14 protein-coding genes are annotated in these 18473 nt (G+C 33.8%); 6 read left to right on the forward strand and 8 right to left on the reverse strand.

What is annotated here, in order from left to right:
• Positions 1-172: 172 nt before the first annotated feature.
• Together RM51_RS05080 and RM51_RS05085 are read right to left on the reverse strand one after the other, a co-directional pair.
• A complete protein-coding gene (locus tag RM51_RS05080; protein ID WP_039365782.1) occupies positions 173-1408 on the reverse strand; it encodes a TCR/Tet family MFS transporter in 1236 nt (411 codons plus the stop codon).
• Positions 1409-1555: 147 nt separating this feature from the next.
• Positions 1556-4468 carry a protein translocase subunit SecDF gene (locus RM51_RS05085; RefSeq protein WP_039365785.1) on the reverse strand — a complete coding sequence of 971 codons (2913 nt, stop codon included), beginning with the start codon at positions 4466-4468 and terminating at the stop codon, positions 1556-1558.
• A 215-nt stretch (positions 4469-4683) separates the two neighbouring features.
• Between RM51_RS05085 and RM51_RS05090 the strand changes: the two genes are divergently transcribed.
• Positions 4684-6045: a PQQ-dependent sugar dehydrogenase gene (locus RM51_RS05090; protein ID WP_039365787.1), complete on the forward strand. Its 1362-nt coding sequence runs from the start codon at positions 4684-4686 to the stop codon at positions 6043-6045.
• 78 nt (positions 6046-6123) lie between these two features.
• Here the strand turns inward: RM51_RS05090 and hemN are convergent, their stop codons facing one another.
• The 3 genes from hemN to RM51_RS05105 form a co-directional block, all read right to left on the reverse strand.
• Entirely contained in the window at positions 6124-7482 is a 1359-nt protein-coding gene (gene hemN, locus RM51_RS05095; protein ID WP_039365796.1) for an oxygen-independent coproporphyrinogen III oxidase, read from the reverse strand.
• A gap of 181 nt (positions 7483-7663) precedes the next feature.
• Positions 7664-8674, reverse strand: a complete 1011-nt coding sequence (locus RM51_RS05100; protein ID WP_039365797.1) for a WD40/YVTN/BNR-like repeat-containing protein — start codon at positions 8672-8674, stop codon at positions 7664-7666.
• A 58-nt stretch (positions 8675-8732) separates the two neighbouring features.
• Positions 8733-10253, reverse strand: a complete 1521-nt coding sequence (locus RM51_RS05105) for an APC family permease (protein WP_052248407.1) — start codon at positions 10251-10253, stop codon at positions 8733-8735.
• 165 nt (positions 10254-10418) lie between these two features.
• On the opposite strand from RM51_RS05105, the gene pnuC reads away from it, so the two are divergent.
• From pnuC to RM51_RS05130, 5 genes are all read left to right on the forward strand, one after another.
• On the forward strand, positions 10419-11090 hold the full coding sequence (pnuC, locus tag RM51_RS05110) for a nicotinamide riboside transporter PnuC (protein WP_039365799.1): 672 nt from the start codon (positions 10419-10421) through the stop codon (positions 11088-11090).
• A gap of 4 nt (positions 11091-11094) precedes the next feature.
• On the forward strand, positions 11095-11748 hold the full coding sequence (locus tag RM51_RS05115; protein WP_039365801.1) for a hypothetical protein: 654 nt from the start codon (positions 11095-11097) through the stop codon (positions 11746-11748).
• Between the two features lie 104 nt (positions 11749-11852).
• Positions 11853-12620, forward strand: a complete 768-nt coding sequence (gene dapF, locus RM51_RS05120; protein WP_039365803.1) for a diaminopimelate epimerase — start codon at positions 11853-11855, stop codon at positions 12618-12620.
• A gap of 30 nt (positions 12621-12650) precedes the next feature.
• Complete coding sequence (mltG, locus tag RM51_RS05125) at positions 12651-13676, forward strand: endolytic transglycosylase MltG (RefSeq protein WP_039365805.1); 1026 nt, start codon at positions 12651-12653, stop codon at positions 13674-13676.
• A gap of 168 nt (positions 13677-13844) precedes the next feature.
• Positions 13845-16406: a TonB-dependent receptor domain-containing protein gene (locus tag RM51_RS05130; RefSeq protein WP_039365807.1), complete on the forward strand. Its 2562-nt coding sequence runs from the start codon at positions 13845-13847 to the stop codon at positions 16404-16406.
• 57 nt (positions 16407-16463) lie between these two features.
• Here the strand turns inward: RM51_RS05130 and RM51_RS05135 are convergent, their stop codons facing one another.
• The 3 genes from RM51_RS05135 to RM51_RS05145 all read right to left on the reverse strand — a co-directional run bounded on the left by RM51_RS05135 (position 16464) and on the right by RM51_RS05145 (position 18469).
• Positions 16464-16901: an adenylyltransferase/cytidyltransferase family protein gene (locus tag RM51_RS05135; RefSeq protein ID WP_039365809.1), complete on the reverse strand. Its 438-nt coding sequence runs from the start codon at positions 16899-16901 to the stop codon at positions 16464-16466.
• A gap of 118 nt (positions 16902-17019) precedes the next feature.
• Entirely contained in the window at positions 17020-18039 is a 1020-nt protein-coding gene (gene galE, locus RM51_RS05140; protein ID WP_039365811.1) for a UDP-glucose 4-epimerase GalE, read from the reverse strand.
• A 19-nt stretch (positions 18040-18058) separates the two neighbouring features.
• A complete protein-coding gene (locus tag RM51_RS05145) occupies positions 18059-18469 on the reverse strand; it encodes a hypothetical protein (RefSeq protein WP_039365813.1) in 411 nt (136 codons plus the stop codon).
• Between the last annotated feature and the right edge of the window lie 4 nt (positions 18470-18473).

Raw genomic sequence — 18473 nt, forward strand, 5'->3', positions numbered from 1 at the left:
TTCTCTTCTTTCTAAAGGAATTTAATTATTAAGAAAATTTAATTCACATTATTTTGATTTAACATGGAGTTTTTATATCTTTAAAACAACAATCTATTTAAAGATTCATTTCATAAACTTCATATTTTACTATCAAAAGCAACAAGAGGATCAAATGTGATCCCCTTGTTTTTTATTCTATTACCTCTTTTTTTGAGTTTTTATTTTTGAAATTAATATAAGTAATGACCACACTTACCGCCATTAAAATAAATGCCAGGAAGAATGGAGCTCCCGAAAACTTAAATGGTGCTTCGTCGTGGGTAAAGAAGTAAAATAAATTAGTCATCATTGGAGGTCCGATAATAGAGGTTGCACTCATTAAACTTGTTAGAGCTCCCTGCAATTCACCCTGTTCATTTGACGGAACACTTTTCGTAATTACCGATTGTAAAGCCGGCCCGCAAATTCCTCCTAAACAATAAGGAATCAAAAATATAAACATCATCCAACCTTGTGATGCAAAAGCAAATAACAGCATTCCAATTGCATATAAAGCTAATCCGTAATAGATGCTTTTTTGTTCTCCCAATCTTGGTGTCGTCCAACGGATCAATCCTCCCTGCACTAAACCGACCAATAAACCAACAACTCCAAGGGAAATCCCCACCATTCTTTCATTCCAACTGAATTTATACATGGTAAAGAAACTCCAGTTACTTTGTACCGCGTGTCCCGCAATATAAATCAATATCAGTGAAACAATTAATCCAGAAATTTCTGGGTGTTTACCTAAAAATTTAAATGAACCGATCGGATTTGCTCTTTTCCAGTTGAACTCTCTTCTTTTATCTTTATCTAAACTTTCCGGAAGAATGAAGTATCCGTAAAGGAAATTTAACAAACACAGCACAGCTGCTGCATAGAAAGGAACTCTTGAACCGTAATGTCCTAAAACTCCTCCTAGAACCGGTCCAATAATAAATCCAAGACCAAAGGCAGCTCCAATTAAACCAAAATTCTTGGCTCTGTCTTCATCGGTAGAAATGTCTGCAATATAAGCACTCGCCGTGGTAACACTCGCGCCGGTAATTCCGGCAATAATTCGTCCGAAGAACAACCACCAGATTGTGGGTGCCAAAGCAAGAAAAATATAGTCCACTGCAAAACCAAAAAGTGAAATCAAAATAATAGGTCTTCGTCCATATTTATCACTCAAATTCCCTACTACCGGAGAGAAGATGAATTGTGTAAAGGCATACGCAAAACCCAGCCAGCCTCCATATTTGGCGGCTTCACTAATATCACTGTGGATCAGTTCCTCAATTAATTTCGGAACAACCGGAATGATGATTCCCCATCCCGTAATGTCAATCAATAATGTAATAAATATGAAGCCGATGGCGGCTTTTTTTCTTGAATTTTCCATACCCTGCAAAAATAATCAAATCGGGAAAAAGAATGAGAATAAATTATTATTAAGTAAAAAGGCAATAGTTAAAAGTTCACAGGGAATTTTGAAAATAAAAAAGCCTTCCGAATTTGGAAGGCTTTTTCTTATTTATTGTAGTTTAAATTATTTTGAAGCAAGTACTTCTTTATTCGAAGTTGATTTCCCATGCACTTCTTCTTCTTTTCCTTTTTTAAGGAAGTCATAAGCGATTGCCGATGCCACGAAGATTGATGAATAAGTACCAAATCCGATACCGATTAACATGGCAAACATAAATCCTCTTAAGTTATCTCCACCGAAAATGAAGATCGCTAAAATTACTAAGATTGTAGTAAATGAGGTGTTGAATGTTCTACCCAATGTACTTGAAATAGAGTCATCGAATAATCCAGCTAATGTTAAAGATTTCTTCTCTCTCAGGTATTCTCTAATTCTGTCGAAGATAATTACCGTGTCATTAATAGAGTATCCTAATACCGTCAAGATCGCCGCAATGAAATCCTGGTTGATCTCCATGTTGAACGGCATATATTTATGAAGCAATGAATACGCTCCTAAAATGATTACCGCATCGTGGAATAACGCAGCAACTGCACCTAAAGAGAACTGCCATTTTCTAAATCTCAATAAGATATAGATAAAGATAATTCCTAATGCACCTAAAACTGCATAAACACCGTGAATTTTAATATCATCCGCTACAGAAGGTCCTACTTTTTCAGAAGAGATAATTCCAGCATGTTCTTTATCTGCAGATTTGAAATCTTTCAATGTAGTTCCTGCAGGTAAGTTTGATTTTAATCCTTCGAACAATTTCTGCTCAATGATCTGGTCAGCTTTTAAAGATTCGTCTTCAATTAGATAATCTGTAGAGATCTTTAATTGATTGTTGCTTCCAAAAGTTTTAGCTTCAACAGAAGAATTCTTACCATCTTCAGTTTTGAATAATGCTACCAACTTATCTTCAACATCTTCAGCTTTAACATCTTTATCAAATCTTACTACATAGTTTCTACCTCCGGTAAAGTCAATACCGTATTTGAAACCGTGAGTAGCAATTGAAATAATACAAGCAACTGTTAATACCGCTGAGAAAATATAAGCATATTTTCTTTTTCCGATGAAATCGATCCAAGTATTTCTGAATAGATTCTTCGTTGCAGGAGTCCAAACAGAAAGTCCTTTTCCTTTATTTAATCTTGAGAAGATCATTACTCTTGAAAGCAATACTGACGTGAATAATGTCATTGCAACCCCGATCATCAACGTCAAGGCAAAACCTTTAATAGGTCCTGTTCCGAAGAAGAACAATACAACCGCCGTTAAGAAAGTAGTTGTGTGACCATCGATAATCGCATTCAATGCATGTTTGAAACCATCTTTATAAGCTTCAAGGATACTTTTCCCTAAGAATAATTCTTCTTTCGTTCTTTCATAAATGATAACGTTCGTATCGACCGCAACTGCCATCGTTAAAACGATACCCGCGATACCTGGAAGTGTAAGAGTAAAGTCTCCAGAATCCATGATACCGAAAATATAGAATAAGTTGATTACCATTGCAATTACCGCATAAACACCAGCTCCACCGTAATAGAAAATGATATAAACGATAATAATAGCAAATGCAATCATGAATGACATTAGACCTGCATCAATAGATTCCTGACCTAGAGACGGACCTACAACCGTAGCCTGAACTACTTTTGCACCTGCAGGTAATTTACCCGCTCCTAATACGTCTACCAATTCTTTAGCTTCCTCCTGAGAGAAGTTACCAGAAATCTGAGTTCTACCGTTAGGAATTGCACCTACAACGTTCGGAGCAGTATAAACTCTACCGTCCAATGTTACCGCAACTGGTTTACCAACGTTTTTCTCTGTTAATGTTTTCCATTCTTTAGCCCCTTTAGAATCCATCTGCATGTCTACTACTATTCTGCTTAGCTCATCATAACTAATGTTTGCAGTTTCAACAGCACCGTCTACTGGAGCTTTTTGGTTGATGTTACCTCTGATTGCGTACAATACTAAGCTTTCAGTATCTGTAGCCTCAGGTTTGTAACCCCACATGAATTGTGTATATTTAATGTTAGCCGGACGTAAAGACTGAGCTACTTTGCTGTTCAAAATTTTGTTTACAACAGCTGTATCAGATAATTTTACACTTCCAACCGCACTTGGACTCATAGATTTTCCTCCTTGGATGATATTTGCAAAATTTGTGTTTTTTGCAACACCCATAGAATCTCCTTTTGCAGCTACCATTGTGCTCAATGTTTGGAAATAAGGAGCAATCTCAGTGATTTGCTGTACTTCCCAGAATTGAAGTTTAGCAGAAGTCTGAAGCATCTTCTTTACTTTGTCGATGTCTTTCATTCCCGGCATTTCAACTGAAATTCTAGCAGTTCCAGGTACTCTCTGAACATTTGGCTGAATTGCACCCAACTTATCAATTCTCGTTCTGATTACTTCAAAAGCTGTTCCTACAGATGCATCGATCTTTCTTTTCACGATGCTTTTTACCTGCTCATCCGGTGTATTATACTTCACCTCAGTAAGAGTAGTATTTCCGAAGATTTCAGGATCTGCTAGCTTCAGGTTTGTACCTTTAGCTTTGTTTACAGCATCAAATTGTTCGAAGAAATTGTCGATGTAAGCTTTTGTAGAATTCTTTTGAGCTTCATCAGTTTTGTTTAAAGCCTCAATAAGAACAGGATTTGTAGAATAATTTGTTAAATCATTCACAAGATCTCTTTGGTTAATTTCCAAAAGAACATTGATCCCACCCTTCAAGTCAAGACCAAGTTTCATTTCCTTGTCTTTTGCTTTAGTGTAATAAAGTTTTGTGAATCCCAGGTTCAAAGTATCCTTAGAAAGTTTTGCAATTTCTTTCTGATACTTTTCCGGATTGTCTCCTGCAATAGCAGTTGCCTGCTTTTCAATTTTGCTGGCGTACCAAGTTGGTAATAGCTCATTTAAGCAAATCAACCCTAGTACAATAGCGACAATTGTAATAAGTCCTTTTCCTTGCATTTTGTTATAACTACGTTAAATTAAGTCGGCAAATATAATCATTTTATTGAATTTTATGAATTTTTAACAACAGAAATCGTTTATTTTCAGATATATCGGCATTCTTATTTTCATTTAAGATTTAATAATTTTTTGATGATATTTTAATGAATTTTTCAACGGTTAATTGGTATGAAATTTTCATTCAGATTTAATACACTAAATATCAAAATATTATGAAAAAATTACTTTTTTCCGCAAGTATTTTTTCTTCCCTTATTATTAATGCTCAAAGTATTAATATAGAAGAATTTGCCACGGGATTTACGGCTCCCGTCGAAATTGTACATGCGAACGACAGCAGAATGTTTGTTGTTCAGCAAAATGGAATTATTAAAATTCTACAGTCAAATGGAAGTACTAATACTACCAATTTCCTGAATATCAGTTCAAAAATAACCTATGGTGGAGAAAGAGGTCTTTTAGGACTTACTTTTCACCCTCAATATGCCACAAACGGTTATTTTTTTGTGTATTATAACGATACCAACGGAAATATTACTGTAGCCAGATACACCCGAAGCTCAAATCCTGATGTTGCTGATCCGGCGACAGAAAAAATCATTCTCAATCTCCCAAAACCATTTGACAATCATAATGGAGGAAGCATTCATTTTGCACCCGATGGATATTTATGGATCGTAACAGGAGATGGCGGAAGCGGTGGAGACCCCAATAATAATGCTCAGAATAAAAATTCTCTCTTAGGAAAACTTTTAAGACTCGATATTAATTCTACAACCCCTTATAATATTCCACCCAATAATCCTTTTGTAGGCGTAGATGGAGCTGATGAAGTCTGGGCGTATGGATTACGTAATGCATGGAAATTTAATTTTGACACGACTTCCGGAAATGTAATGATTGCAGATGTCGGTCAGGGTCAGATTGAAGAAATTAATCGACAGCCTATTTCTCAAGCAGGTCTCAATTACGGATGGAGATGCTATGAAGGAAACACCCCTTACAATACAACAGGCTGTCCAAGTACTTCTACAATAACTTTTCCTGTAGCAGCATACAATCATACCGGTGGAAAATGTTCAATTACCGGTGGGTATATTTACAGAGGCACACAATATCCGGCTTTACAGGGAAGATATATTTTTGCCGATTACTGCTCTACCCAACTTGGAATTTTAAATCCAGATGATTCAATTACATGGACTACGGCATTCTCCGGAAATAATTTCTCAACGTTCGGAATTAACAATCAGAATGAATTATTTGTAGCAGCCGTAAATAATGGCAAAATATTTAAAATTACTTCAGGAACACTTGCTACTCAGGAAAATAATTTATCTCCTTCAATAAAAATTTACCCAAATCCTGCTTCAAATAAATTATTTATTGATGGGATAAAAGACAGAGATATTTCTGTCGAAATTTTTAGTTCAGATGGAAAAATTGTATTGGAGTCTCAAAAAATAGGAAACGATGGAGGTATTGATATTTCAAGAATTCCTGCAGGAGTCTATTTCATTACTCTGAATTCAGAAAAATTAAAGTATTATAGCCAGAAATTAATTATTCAATAAAATATATTAACACATTCATAAAAAAAAATCCAACCATTTGCTGATTGGATTTTTTTTAAATATTGATAGTATTTACTTTTAAATGGTCATAGAGAAAATCCTCGTTTCCGGTTTATTTCTCATCATTCTCAAATCGAAAACCATAGCCACATTTCTTGTAAACGCTCTTCCCTTTTCTGTTATTTTTATCTGATTATCCTGAATTTCCACCAATTCATCTTTCTCCATTTCCTGCAACATTTCAAATGCATTTTCTAATTCAGGGAAAGAATTATTATGATCAAAAGTAGTTTCAAGCTGACACATTAAATTCAGGATATGTCTTCTTACAATCAGATCTTCTTCGTTTAGAATATGCCCTTTTACAACCGGAATTGTACCTTCTTCTACTATTTTCTGATACTCTTCCACTGTTTTCACATTTTGAGCAAAAGCATACCATGAATCTGAGATTGCAGACATTCCTAAACCAACCATTAATTGGGTTTTGCTTGAGGTATAGCCCATGAAATTCCTGTGCAATTTCTTCTGAATTAAAGATTGATACAAATCATCATGCTCCAAAGAGAAATGATCCATTCCCACTTCAATATAACCTAATTCTTCCAGTAATTTTTTACCATCTTCATACAAACGACGCTTTTCTTCACCGCTCGGAAGATCATTTTCATCGAATCCTCTTTGTCCAACACCTTTTACCCATGGAACGTGTGCATAAGAATAAAACGCCAAACGATCCGGCTTAAGCTCCATTGTTTTACGGATGGTGTTTTCCATTGCTTCCCAAGATTGGTGCGGAAGCCCAAAAACCAAATCATGACTGATTCCTCTGTAACCAATCTCTTTTGCCCATTCCGTCACTTCTTTCACTTTTTCAAAAGACTGAATTCTATTGATTGCCTTCTGAACTTTAGGATCATAATCCTGAACGCCAAAACTCACTCTTCTGAACCCTAAGTCATAAAGCGTTTGTAAATGTTTTCTGGAGGTATTGTTAGGATGACCTTCAAAAGAAAACTCAGGGTGTTCTGCAATCTCAACCGTTTCAAAAATACCTTCTAATAAAGTCTTTAAGTTTTCCGGAGAGAAAAAAGTCGGCGTTCCTCCTCCTAAGTGAAGTTCCTTTAATTTAGGTTTTTCATTAAACAATTGAAGATACAACTGCCATTCTTTCAACACGCTTTCCAAATATGGAATTTCAACGCTGTGTTGTTTTGTGATACGTTTATGACATGCACAGAACGTACATAACGCTTCGCAGAAAGGCAAGTGAATATAAATAGAAATTCCCTCTTCTGCATTGGTTTCCTTAAAGGTCCTGATTACGCTCTCCGTCCATTTTTCAGCTGAAAAAGTACTTTCGTCCCAGTAAGGAACAGTAGGATAAGAAGTATAACGAGGTCCGGGAATATTGTATTTATCTATTAAAGAATTCATTTTAGGTTTAATTTTAAACTGAATTTCAAATTGAAATTTCTTAATGCAAAATTAAATATATCTTATGAATTTTGAACCATGAAATATATTAGTCTCTTTTATAGAAATTTATAATGAGTCTAAATACTCTTATTGAAAAATTTATTCTTATTAATTGAAGATTCTTGTCTAAAAACTTAGGTTAAAACTTTAATTTCATTTTAGCTATTCTGTCTTTTCCGGCAAATACCACCGTATTTTCATCTACCCATTCACAAACGAAAAATCCCTTTTCTTCTGAAATCTTTTTCCAAGTTTTTCCGAAGTCCGAGGAATAACTGATATGCTGATCTCCTACGGAAATAATTTCTTTGCCTTTAGAATTAGGTTTAATTTTCACACAGGTCGTATACCCTGCATTTTTTCCGGACGCTTGAACCTGCCAGCTTTTACCGCCATCATTGGTAGTTGCAATATTGTTGATATTATCAGTTTGTTTTGTATAATCCCCTCCGACTGCAATTCCAAATTGATCATCTAAAAAATCGATCGAATACATTCCCTGAGAAGATTCTCCTTGAATAAATGGAGTTTTGAAAACTTCAATTTCTTCGTTTTTAAGATTCAACTTTAAGATTCTGGATGCTTTTCCTCCGGTTGCAATCCATACATACTTTTTAGTTGATGCAATATTCGTATTACTTGCCGCAAAAGCCGCTTCTCCTTCATTCAGAATAATACTATTTTTGAAGCCACTCCATTTTCCGTTTTTAAGAACAGCTAATTTCAAACGGTTATCTTTATCCGAATCACTAAAAGTAAAGGCTAAATCACTATTTATAAAATGTAAAGCATCATAGAAAGCTGTTTTCACGGTATCTCTATAAATAACTTCAGATATCAAGTCTTTTTTATTAATTTTAAAAAACTCAGCCGGACTTTCGATATTTATAGCATAAAAAGAATTTTTATCCTGCCCCAATGTTCTGAATTGTAATTTCTTTTCAGATAATTTGATCTGTTTCTGATTTTGAGGATTATTGATGTCTACAAAACCAAATTTAGCATCCGTTCCGCTATACCAGACTTTGTTATCATACAACTCGATCGCTCTGATGCTGATTTTATCATTAAAAATAGTTTCCAAACTTACTTGTTGAGAAAACGAAAGGATTCCTAAAAAAGAAAACAGGAGGGGAAAGATTTTTTTCATGGAAACAAAAATAAAAAATCCACAGAAAAATCTGTGGATTTGTATCGTTTTAAATTTTTTATAAATCTAAGTCAGGTTTTTGTAATGGCTCCTGCTCCGCTTTGAAGGTTTCTCCATATCCTACTTTGTGAAGCTTAGAGTGTCTAAGACTATATGCAAAATAGATAATTACACCTAAAGCCAGCCATGCAGTTGATAATAATTTTGCTTCATGACTTAAGTTCCAGATCAAATACACATTGATACAGATTCCTAGTGTAGCAATTACAGGCAATGCAGGAACTTTGAAGTTTCTAGGCAAATTCGGTTCTCTTTTTCTTAAGATCCAAACTGCTACACATACCATCGTAAAGGCAAATAAAGTTCCGAAACTCGTCATATCGGCTAATTTACTGATTGGCGTTAACGAAGCTACTGTTGCAATTACAATTCCTAAAAGCATTAAACTTTTTGCAGGAGTTTTTCTTACCGGGTGTACATCGCTGAACATTTTAGGAATCAAACCGTCTTTAGACATTCCCAAGAAAATTCTTGATTGTCCCATAATCATTACCATCAATACGGAAATCAAACCTACTGTTGCTGCAATTGTGATAATATATCCAGCCCATCCTTGACCGGCAATTTCAAACGCATACGCAACAGGCGCTTTAATAGCATCCGGGAACTTCCCTTGAGGATTAAAGTCTGTATAATGCATCATTCCCGTAAGAACCAATGAAACCAAAATATATAATACTGTACATACCAAAAGTGAAACAATAATCGCAAATGGCACATCTTTTTTAGGATTAATCGCTTCTCCAGCTTGTGTAGAAACCGCATCAAAACCTACATAGGCAAAGAATATCGCTGCTGCTCCAGAAATAACACCCTGAATTCCGTACGCTTCTTTCATCGTTTCTCCCTCTTTCACCATGGTAGCTGCAGGAATAAAAGGATTCCAGTTTTCAGCATTAATAAAGAAAGCACCTGCAATAATTACAAATATAACCGCAGAAACTTTCATGATTACGATAAGGTTATTCGCTTTTGCGGCTTCTTTCGTTCCTTTTATCAACAAAGAAATTACTACTAACACAATTACAAAAGCCGGTAAATTCATTGAAAAACCATCTCCTGTATAACTTGCAGGATCTGAAGTAAGATAGTCCGGCAAATGAAGACCGAACATTTTAAGCAATTTATTAAAATATCCGGACCAGGAAACTGCCACCGTCATAGATCCCATCGCATATTCGAGAATAAGTCCCCAACCGATAATCCATGCAAAAATTTCTCCTACCGTCCCATAAGCATAAGCATATGCCGAACCTTCTACAGGTAGAATAGAAGCAAATTCAGAATAACATAAAGCAGCGAAAACACACGCAATTCCCGCAATAATGAAGGAAAGTGCCAATGCAGGTCCTGCATGATAATAAGCACCTGTACCCGTTAACACAAAAATTCCTCCTCCAATGATCGCTCCAATTCCGATTGCTGTAAGACTCCATTTACCAAGTACTCTTTTAAGCTGACTACTTTTAACATCATTCTCAAAAGCACTCATTGGCTTTTTCGTCCAGATTTTTGACATATTTTACTATTTATTAAAGATTTACGAAAATATAAAAAATTTAGAAACCTTAACGTTTATTGACAATTTTTCATCATTAATTTTAAATAATCAACGCTAAAAAACTGATTACCACTACATTTAAATCATTTCATTTTCTGTATTTTTTTATTTATTTTTGATCACATGAATTTATACGATCTTTTCATAAAACCCTATGAAAGCTACACTTCTTTCCAAATCTTCCTGGAATTGTTTGCTTCTATATTCGGAGTCTTAAGTGTTTACTTTTCCATCAAAAAAAACATCTGGGTCTATCCTACCGGAATTATCTCTACATTAATCTATGTTTATATTCTTTACAATTTCGGATTATTAGGAGACTGTATGATTAACGTTTATTATACAGTAATGAGTATTTACGGATGGGTATTATGGGCAAAAAATACCAAAGATCATGTTCATGTGGAAGTAACCTGGGCGACAAAAAAAGAATGGGTATATGGAAGCCTTCTTTTTATATTAAGTATCATTTTAGTAACGACTATCTATTATTATAAACCTTATATAGACAATCATTTTTCCATGAAAGGCACAGATCTTGGTTTATATCATTTAGATTGGGGAAATAAGTTAGATATTGTAACGACATCCATATTTTTAGTTGGCATGTGGTTTATGGCTAAAAGACGTATTGAAAACTGGATTTTCTGGATCATCGGGGATTTTATTTGTATGCCTATGATGATTTATAAAGGTCTCGGAATCACTTCGGTTCAATATTTGGTATTTACTATAATGGCTATCTTAGGATACCTCAATTGGAAAAAAAGTTATAAAGAAAAAAAAGTACAATAAAGTCATGAAAAATTTATTTAAAATAGCATTTAGCATTTTCGTAATGGGTAGTCTTACCTCTTGTGCAGTATACACTGATTCAGGATATGGATATGGAGACCCTTATTATAATAACGGATATTACTATGCACCAAGCGGATATTACGGAACTGGTGGATATTGGGGTAATGACGGATATTATTACAGAAACGATTATACTTATTATTATGACAACGGAATACCTTATTATTACTACAATTATAATAATTCAAGAAGAAAAGTATACGTAGAAAGAAGAACGACGACGACTTCTCAAAGACCTAACAACGGTTTCGGTAACGGATTCAATAATGGAAATTCAAATGGTGGTTTCAGACCGAATACTGGACAAAACAACCAAGGAAGCCAAAGACCGAATAACGGTTTTAAAAACCCGAATAACCAGGGGAATCAAAACCAGAACCAAAACAGCAATCAGGGAGGGTTTAGAAACAATCCGTCTACTAATAATAACAATAACTCCAACGGCGGATTCAGAAATAATTCGTCAGGTAACAACAATTCTTCAGGAAATACAAATTCGAATAGCGGCGGCTTTAGAAACAGTTCCGAGAGCAACAGTCAACAGAATAACTCTCAGCAAAACAGTAATTCCAATAGAAACGGAGGATTTAGATAAAACGATTATAAATAAGAGAACGAACAGCTAACACTGTTCGTTTTTTGTATTAATTATAGTAATTTTGCAAGTTCAAATTTACACAAATAACAAAGCATATACCTATGGATTTTTATAAATATCAGGGAACGGGAAACGATTTTGTAATGATAGACAATCGTTCCGGAGAATGGAATGATCTTTCAATTGAGAATATTCAAAAACTTTGTGACCGCCGTTTCGGAATTGGTGCAGACGGACTTATTAAAATCAACGCTATGGACGGTTATGATTTTGAAGTTGATTACTACAATTCTGATGGTTCAAAAAGCTTTTGTGGTAATGGAGCACGCTGTTCGGTTGCTTTCGCTTTTTTCCTTGATATGTTTGAAGGTAAATGTAATTTTATGGCAATTGATGGAGAGCACGAAGCTGAAATCCACAATGGTATTGTAAAATTAAAAATGACTGATGTTGAAACCATTTCAAATGATGGAGAAGACACGGTAATGGATACAGGATCTCCACATTATGTAAAATATGTTGAAGACATCATCAATTATGAAGTTTTTGCCCACGGAAACGGAATCAGAAACTCTGAAAATTATAAAGAAAAAGGAATCAATGTCAACTTTGTGGAAAAAATTTCTGATGATGAGATTTTTGTAAGAACCTATGAACGAGGCGTTGAGGACGAAACTTACAGTTGTGGAACAGGAGTTACGGCTTCTGCTTTAACTTTTTTACAAAATAACAATCTAATCTCTGTAAAAGTTAAAACCTTGGGAGGAAATCTTAAGGTTTATGCTGAAAAAAATGGGGATTCTTTCCAAAATATTTGGTTAGAAGGTCCCGCAAAACAAGTTTTTAGAGGAAAAGTCGATCTTATTTAAAAAAACAAAAAAACTTTAATCACCATTTAAATGAAAAAAGCAATTCTCATCATCATCCTACTTGTATTTGTAGTAGGCGGATTTTTTGGATTTAAATTTTATAAAAAATATTACGCAAACAACATCGAAAAAGACGGATATGTTTTGATTCCTCACAAGGCAAATTTTAAACAAATTCTGGATTCTGCAGCAAAATATATTGACAATAAAGAAGCTTTCGAAATTGTAGCAAAAGAAAAAGATCTTGATAAATATTTTAAACCCGGCCGTTATCACTTTCAAAAAGGAATGGGAAACTCTAACCTTGTCAATATGATAAAAGCGGGAAACCAAGCGGAAAACAGCTTTAGAATTGGTGACTTTGGAGATATATATCAAATGATTGGTAAAGTTTCAAAAAAAACGGAATTGGATTCTTTACAGTTTGTAAATGACCTTAATACTATAGCTGTAGAAAAAGGATACAATAATGCAGAAGATCTCAAAAAATATTTTTTCATTGATACGTACAACTTCTTCTGGACGGTAACTCCTAAAGAGTTTTTCAAAAAGTTTGATGATCAGTACAATGAATTTTGGAATAGTGAAAGAAAAGCTAAGGAACAACAGTCTGGTTTAACCAGAGACCAAATCTATGCTTTAGCCTCTATTGTTTATAAAGAATCCGGTGGTAAAGATGATGAAATGAAAACGATTGCAGGATTGTATATTAACCGTTACAGAAAAGGAATGAAACTTCAATCTGATCCAACGGTAATCTACGCTATTAATAAGCAGACTAATTTCAAAGAATCTATTAAAAGAGTATTTTATAAGCATTTATCAACTCCGTCTCCATACAACACGTATGCTAATAAAGGCATTCCTCCGGGACCCATCTGTGTGGTAAATAAAAATTCAGTCGATGCAGTTTTAAATGCAGAAAACAATAATTACATTTTTATGTGTGCAGATCCGGCAAAACCCGGCTACCATAAATTTACAGCCAGTGCAGAGGAGCACGCTATCAATGCAAAAGCGTATCAGGATTGGCTAAATTCAAACAATATAAAATAAAAAATAAATTTAACTTTATTTTAACAAATTAACAATTAACATTTAGCCTTAAAACACGACATATACTTTATAAACAATAAACTATCTTAATATTATAAAATTCTCAAGCATTGTTGATTTCGTAATATTAAGACAAATATTTCACGATTTTACACAAACAAAAACGTTATGAATCAGACGGAAATCATTAACATTTTCACAAAAAAAACCTTGGGACTTACTTTTGTACTTTCTGCGGCAGCATTTGCTTTTGGACAGGAAAAAGTAGGTATTTCAGGGACTGTTGTTAACAAAAACAATCAGCCTGTTCCCTATGCATCAGTTACTTTCAGCAACAAAACAAGCAAACTTCTTAGTGACGCTGCTCTTACTGATGAAAAAGGTCAATATAAACTTGATATTACTCCCGGAAACTATGATATTACTGTAGAAGCCATTGATTACAAAAAAAGTGTTGTCAACAAGCAAATTGCAACAGCAGGAAGTATCGGAGCCTTATCTATCGAACCGGAAAAAAGTTCAACAAATATCAAAACTGGGGATATCCAAGCAGTTGTGATTACTGCTCAATCTACAAAACCCTATAAAGTAGAGCTAGATAAAAGAACATATGACCCTTCTCAGGATATTGTAAGTAAAGGTGGAAATCTTCAGGATGTTCTATCCAATGTACCTTCTGTTTCAGTAGACACTGATGGTACAGTTTCTATGAGAGGGAGCTCAAATGTAAAATTTTTAATCAATGGAAAACCGTCTGCATTACTCGGAATTGATGACGGCGCTAATGCATTACAAAGTATTCCGGCTGATCAGATTGAAAAAATCGAAGTTATCACGAACCCTTCTTCAAAATTTGAAGCAAGCGGAACTGCCGGTATTTTAAATATTATTTTAAAGAAAAGTAAAAAAACAGGCTTCAATGGTAGTGTTATTGGGACATTAGGATATCTTCCTCAAACAAACCTGAATGCTAACCTTAACTGGAGAAAAGGTAATTTCACATGGTTTCTAAATGGTGGAGGTGGATATCGGGAGTCAAAAAATACCAGTAGAAATAATGATTATTTTAACAATGCTGCATTAGATGATGATTTGGTAAAAAGAGATACTAATTCTGAAACTAAAAGTAAAAATAACAACTATAATGCTTCCGCAGGTGTAGTATATGATATAACCGAAAAAACATCGGTAAATGCATCCGGTACTGTAAGAACATTCGACAGCGAGAATTTCGGTAATATCGATTACGCTTACACCCCTTTTAAAAATCCTTTTTATACATCAAACAGAAGTACGTTTGGCACAAACAATAACCTTGCTTTTCAGGGAGATTTTGGATTAGATCATAAATTTGATGATAAGGGACAAAATTTATCATTATCATTAAGCTTACAAAGAAGCCGCTCATACAATGATACTAATATTGATGATACGATCAATAGTTTGAAAGATATCATTAATCAAAATACCATCAATAAAACTGTTATTGGTAAAGTTGATTACGAGTTGCCTATTGGTGAAATGTCAAAATTAGAAGCAGGTTATAGAATTGATATCAATACCAATGATTACAGTAATGATGTGCGTGAAAGCACTGCAACAAAGCCTTTAGATTTCCTTAAGCCATATACTTATGATGCTACCTATAAGGAAACTTTCAATGCTTTTTATTTACAATTCAAAAGTAAAATAGGAAAATTAGGTTATCAGATTGGTGTGAGAGATGAACTATCGAATGTAGATATTAATTATTTAAGCCTTAACCCTAATCCTGCTAAAAATTCAGTTATAACCACTAAAAATTATAACAATTTATTTCCAAGTGTTTACTTAAGTTATGATTTCTCAAAAGACAATCAGCTTCTATTAAACTATACGAGAAGAATAGACCGCCCGAGATCATTCTTTATGATTCCTAACCCGAATTATAGTGACAATCAAAATATCTTCGACGGAAATATCGATCTAAACCCTTCTTATGTTGACTCTTTTGAATTTGGATATAGTATTTCTAAGAAGAAATTTACATTAAACCCTACTCTATACTTCAGACATCAGACCGATGACACAAAAATGCTGGTATATAATATTTTAGCTACAGATGACAATGGAGATATTATTAATCCAAAACGTATAGAATCCCATACAAAACCAATCAACTTAGGTACAGATGACCGCTACGGTTTAGATTTTAATTTCAACTGGGACGCAACAAATTGGTTGAAATTCTTAGGAAATGTTGACCTATTTGGATACAATACAAAAGGAAGTACACTATACGATACTTTTGATAAAGATGGAAATCCTATTCAGGCGGTTGCTAATTTTGAAGGTAAAGGTTTCTCAACAAGAGCCAGACTTTCTTCAACTATTAAAGTTGACAAAACATTTAGTTTCCAATTACAAGGTTTTTATAGAGGAGGTCAGAAAACAGCTTACCAAGATAGAAAAGATATGTATGCCATTAACTTTGGAGCATCAAAAACAATCTGGAAAGGAGATGGAACTTTAGCTTTTAACATTCAGGATATCTTCAATACAAGATCGATGAGATCTACAACATATACAGCAAATAGTGTTAGAGATTCTTATATGCAATGGCAGCCAAGACAGTTCTCAGTTTCTTTAACTTACCGATTTAAGCAAGGAGAAAAAATAGAACAGACTAAAAAGAAAAAAGACATCAACTCCAATGCAACAGGAGATGATCAACAAGGAGGACCAATGTAATCCTTCTTTATATAGTACAAAAAATCCCGAAACTAATTTCGGGATTTTTTTATTTCTTTATTTTGACAATTTTGATTTCTCAGCTTCAAAAATTCTTTTCCTTAGATCGCTGGATGAAAATCTATGATCTCTCTTATTGTAAAAAATCTGGATTCCTTTTTCTTCACAGTATTTTTTTCCAGTAAAATCTTTATCCATATAATCGTCTCCGATAATTCTAACGTCTATAACGAATGATTTCAAAATATCTTCCAAATCTTCTTCTGTGTAATAAGGAATGATCTCATCTACTGCATTGACTGCTTTTAGCTGGATATACCTTTCTACAATGGTCTGGGTAGGTTTGTTTTTATTAGGCCTGTCATGCGAAGGATCAATCTGTAATCCTACAATCAGATAATCACATACCGTTTTCGCTTCTTCCAACATTTTTATGTGGCCGGCATGAAGCAAATCAAACGAGGAAAATGTAATGCCTATTCTTTCTGTTTTCATAATGTGCATTTAAAATTTCGCTTATAAAGGTTCTTTAATACATAAACCAATATTTAGCTAAAGTATTATTTAATTTTATAACTTTTTCTACAAATTTTGAAAATTTTAAACTCAAAAATTAATTTCTTGAATTTAAATATTTTTGCCATTCCCAAGTGGTTTTCAAAGCATCCTCCAAAGAGGTTTCTGATTTCCAGTTAAGTTCATTTTCCGCTTTATCTGCATTAGCATAAGCAATCGTGATATCACCTTCCCTTCTTGCACAAATCTGGTAAGGAACCTCAACATTATTTGCTTTTTCAAAAGCTTTGACCACTTCCAATACTGAAGAACCTTTTCCTGTTCCCAAATTGTAAACATCAATTACAGCCTCTTCTGACTGAATTTCCATCAATCTTTTCAAAGCAGCAACATGGGCTTTTGCCAAGTCCACGACATAAATATAGTCTCGAACTGCTGTTCCATCTATAGTTGGATAATCATCTCCCCACACACTTAATTTCTCTCTTATTCCCGCAGCAGTCTGCATTACATAAGGTACTAAATTATTAGGAACACCAATTGGAAGCTCCCCCAATTTTGCCGTTGGATGTGCACCAATAGGATTAAAATATCGTAATAACGAAATTTTTCGTCCATATGCTTTCGCAAAATCGATCAAAATTTCCTCACCCATCTGTTTGGTTTTCCCATATACACTTTCGGGTAATTTTAGTGGTGTATTTTCATCGATTGGCATTACATCAGCTTGTCCGTACACTGTACAAGACGAACTGAATATAAAGTTTGAAATATCTCTTGTTTTAAACTCCTGAAGAATATTAATTAAAGAAAATAAATTATTTTCATAATAATCAACCGGCTTTTCCTGGCTCTCTCCTACTGCTTTATAGGCAGCAAAATTGATACAACCATCAATTTGATGCGCTTCAAAAACCTGATTCAAAAGTTCTTTTCTTTTTAAATCGAAAGGATAGAAAACAGGCTTTTTACCCGTAATTTCTTCTATATTTTTTAAAATAAATTTTTCCGAATTTGATAAATCATCTACAATAACAACATCAAAATCGTTATTCAAAAGTTCTACAACGGTATGTGAACCAATATATCCAAGACCTCCCGTTACGAGTATTGCCATTTTTTAGTAATTGTTTTTTTTAATCATTGCCTGTTCCTATATCTTCTATTTCATTAATTCCTTTATGTTCCTTTATTTTAAATACATTGACAATGATTAAAATTAATATGAATGAAACTAGAAACTTAAAACGATAATTTTCTAAAATATTATATCCTTTTAAAAACCCTATTAATAAAGGATAGCCCATTATAAAAATCGCTAGAAATAAACTAAGATTTAGAAATACAACTGCTTTATCATATTTTTCAATCAAATTAATAAATGCAAATGAATTGATAACTAGCGAAATACCTATAATTAATGTTTTAAATATGCTGAAATTATTAAATAATCCAAGAAGTGAAAATGCAGATAATATAAAAAGTAATAAACTAACAATTACAGCTAAGTAATAAACTGGTTTATATTTAAATATCTTTCTTTTCATTAAT

It is taken from the genome of Chryseobacterium taiwanense, assembly GCF_000813825.1.
Taxonomy (GTDB): domain Bacteria; phylum Bacteroidota; class Bacteroidia; order Flavobacteriales; family Weeksellaceae; genus Chryseobacterium; species Chryseobacterium taiwanense.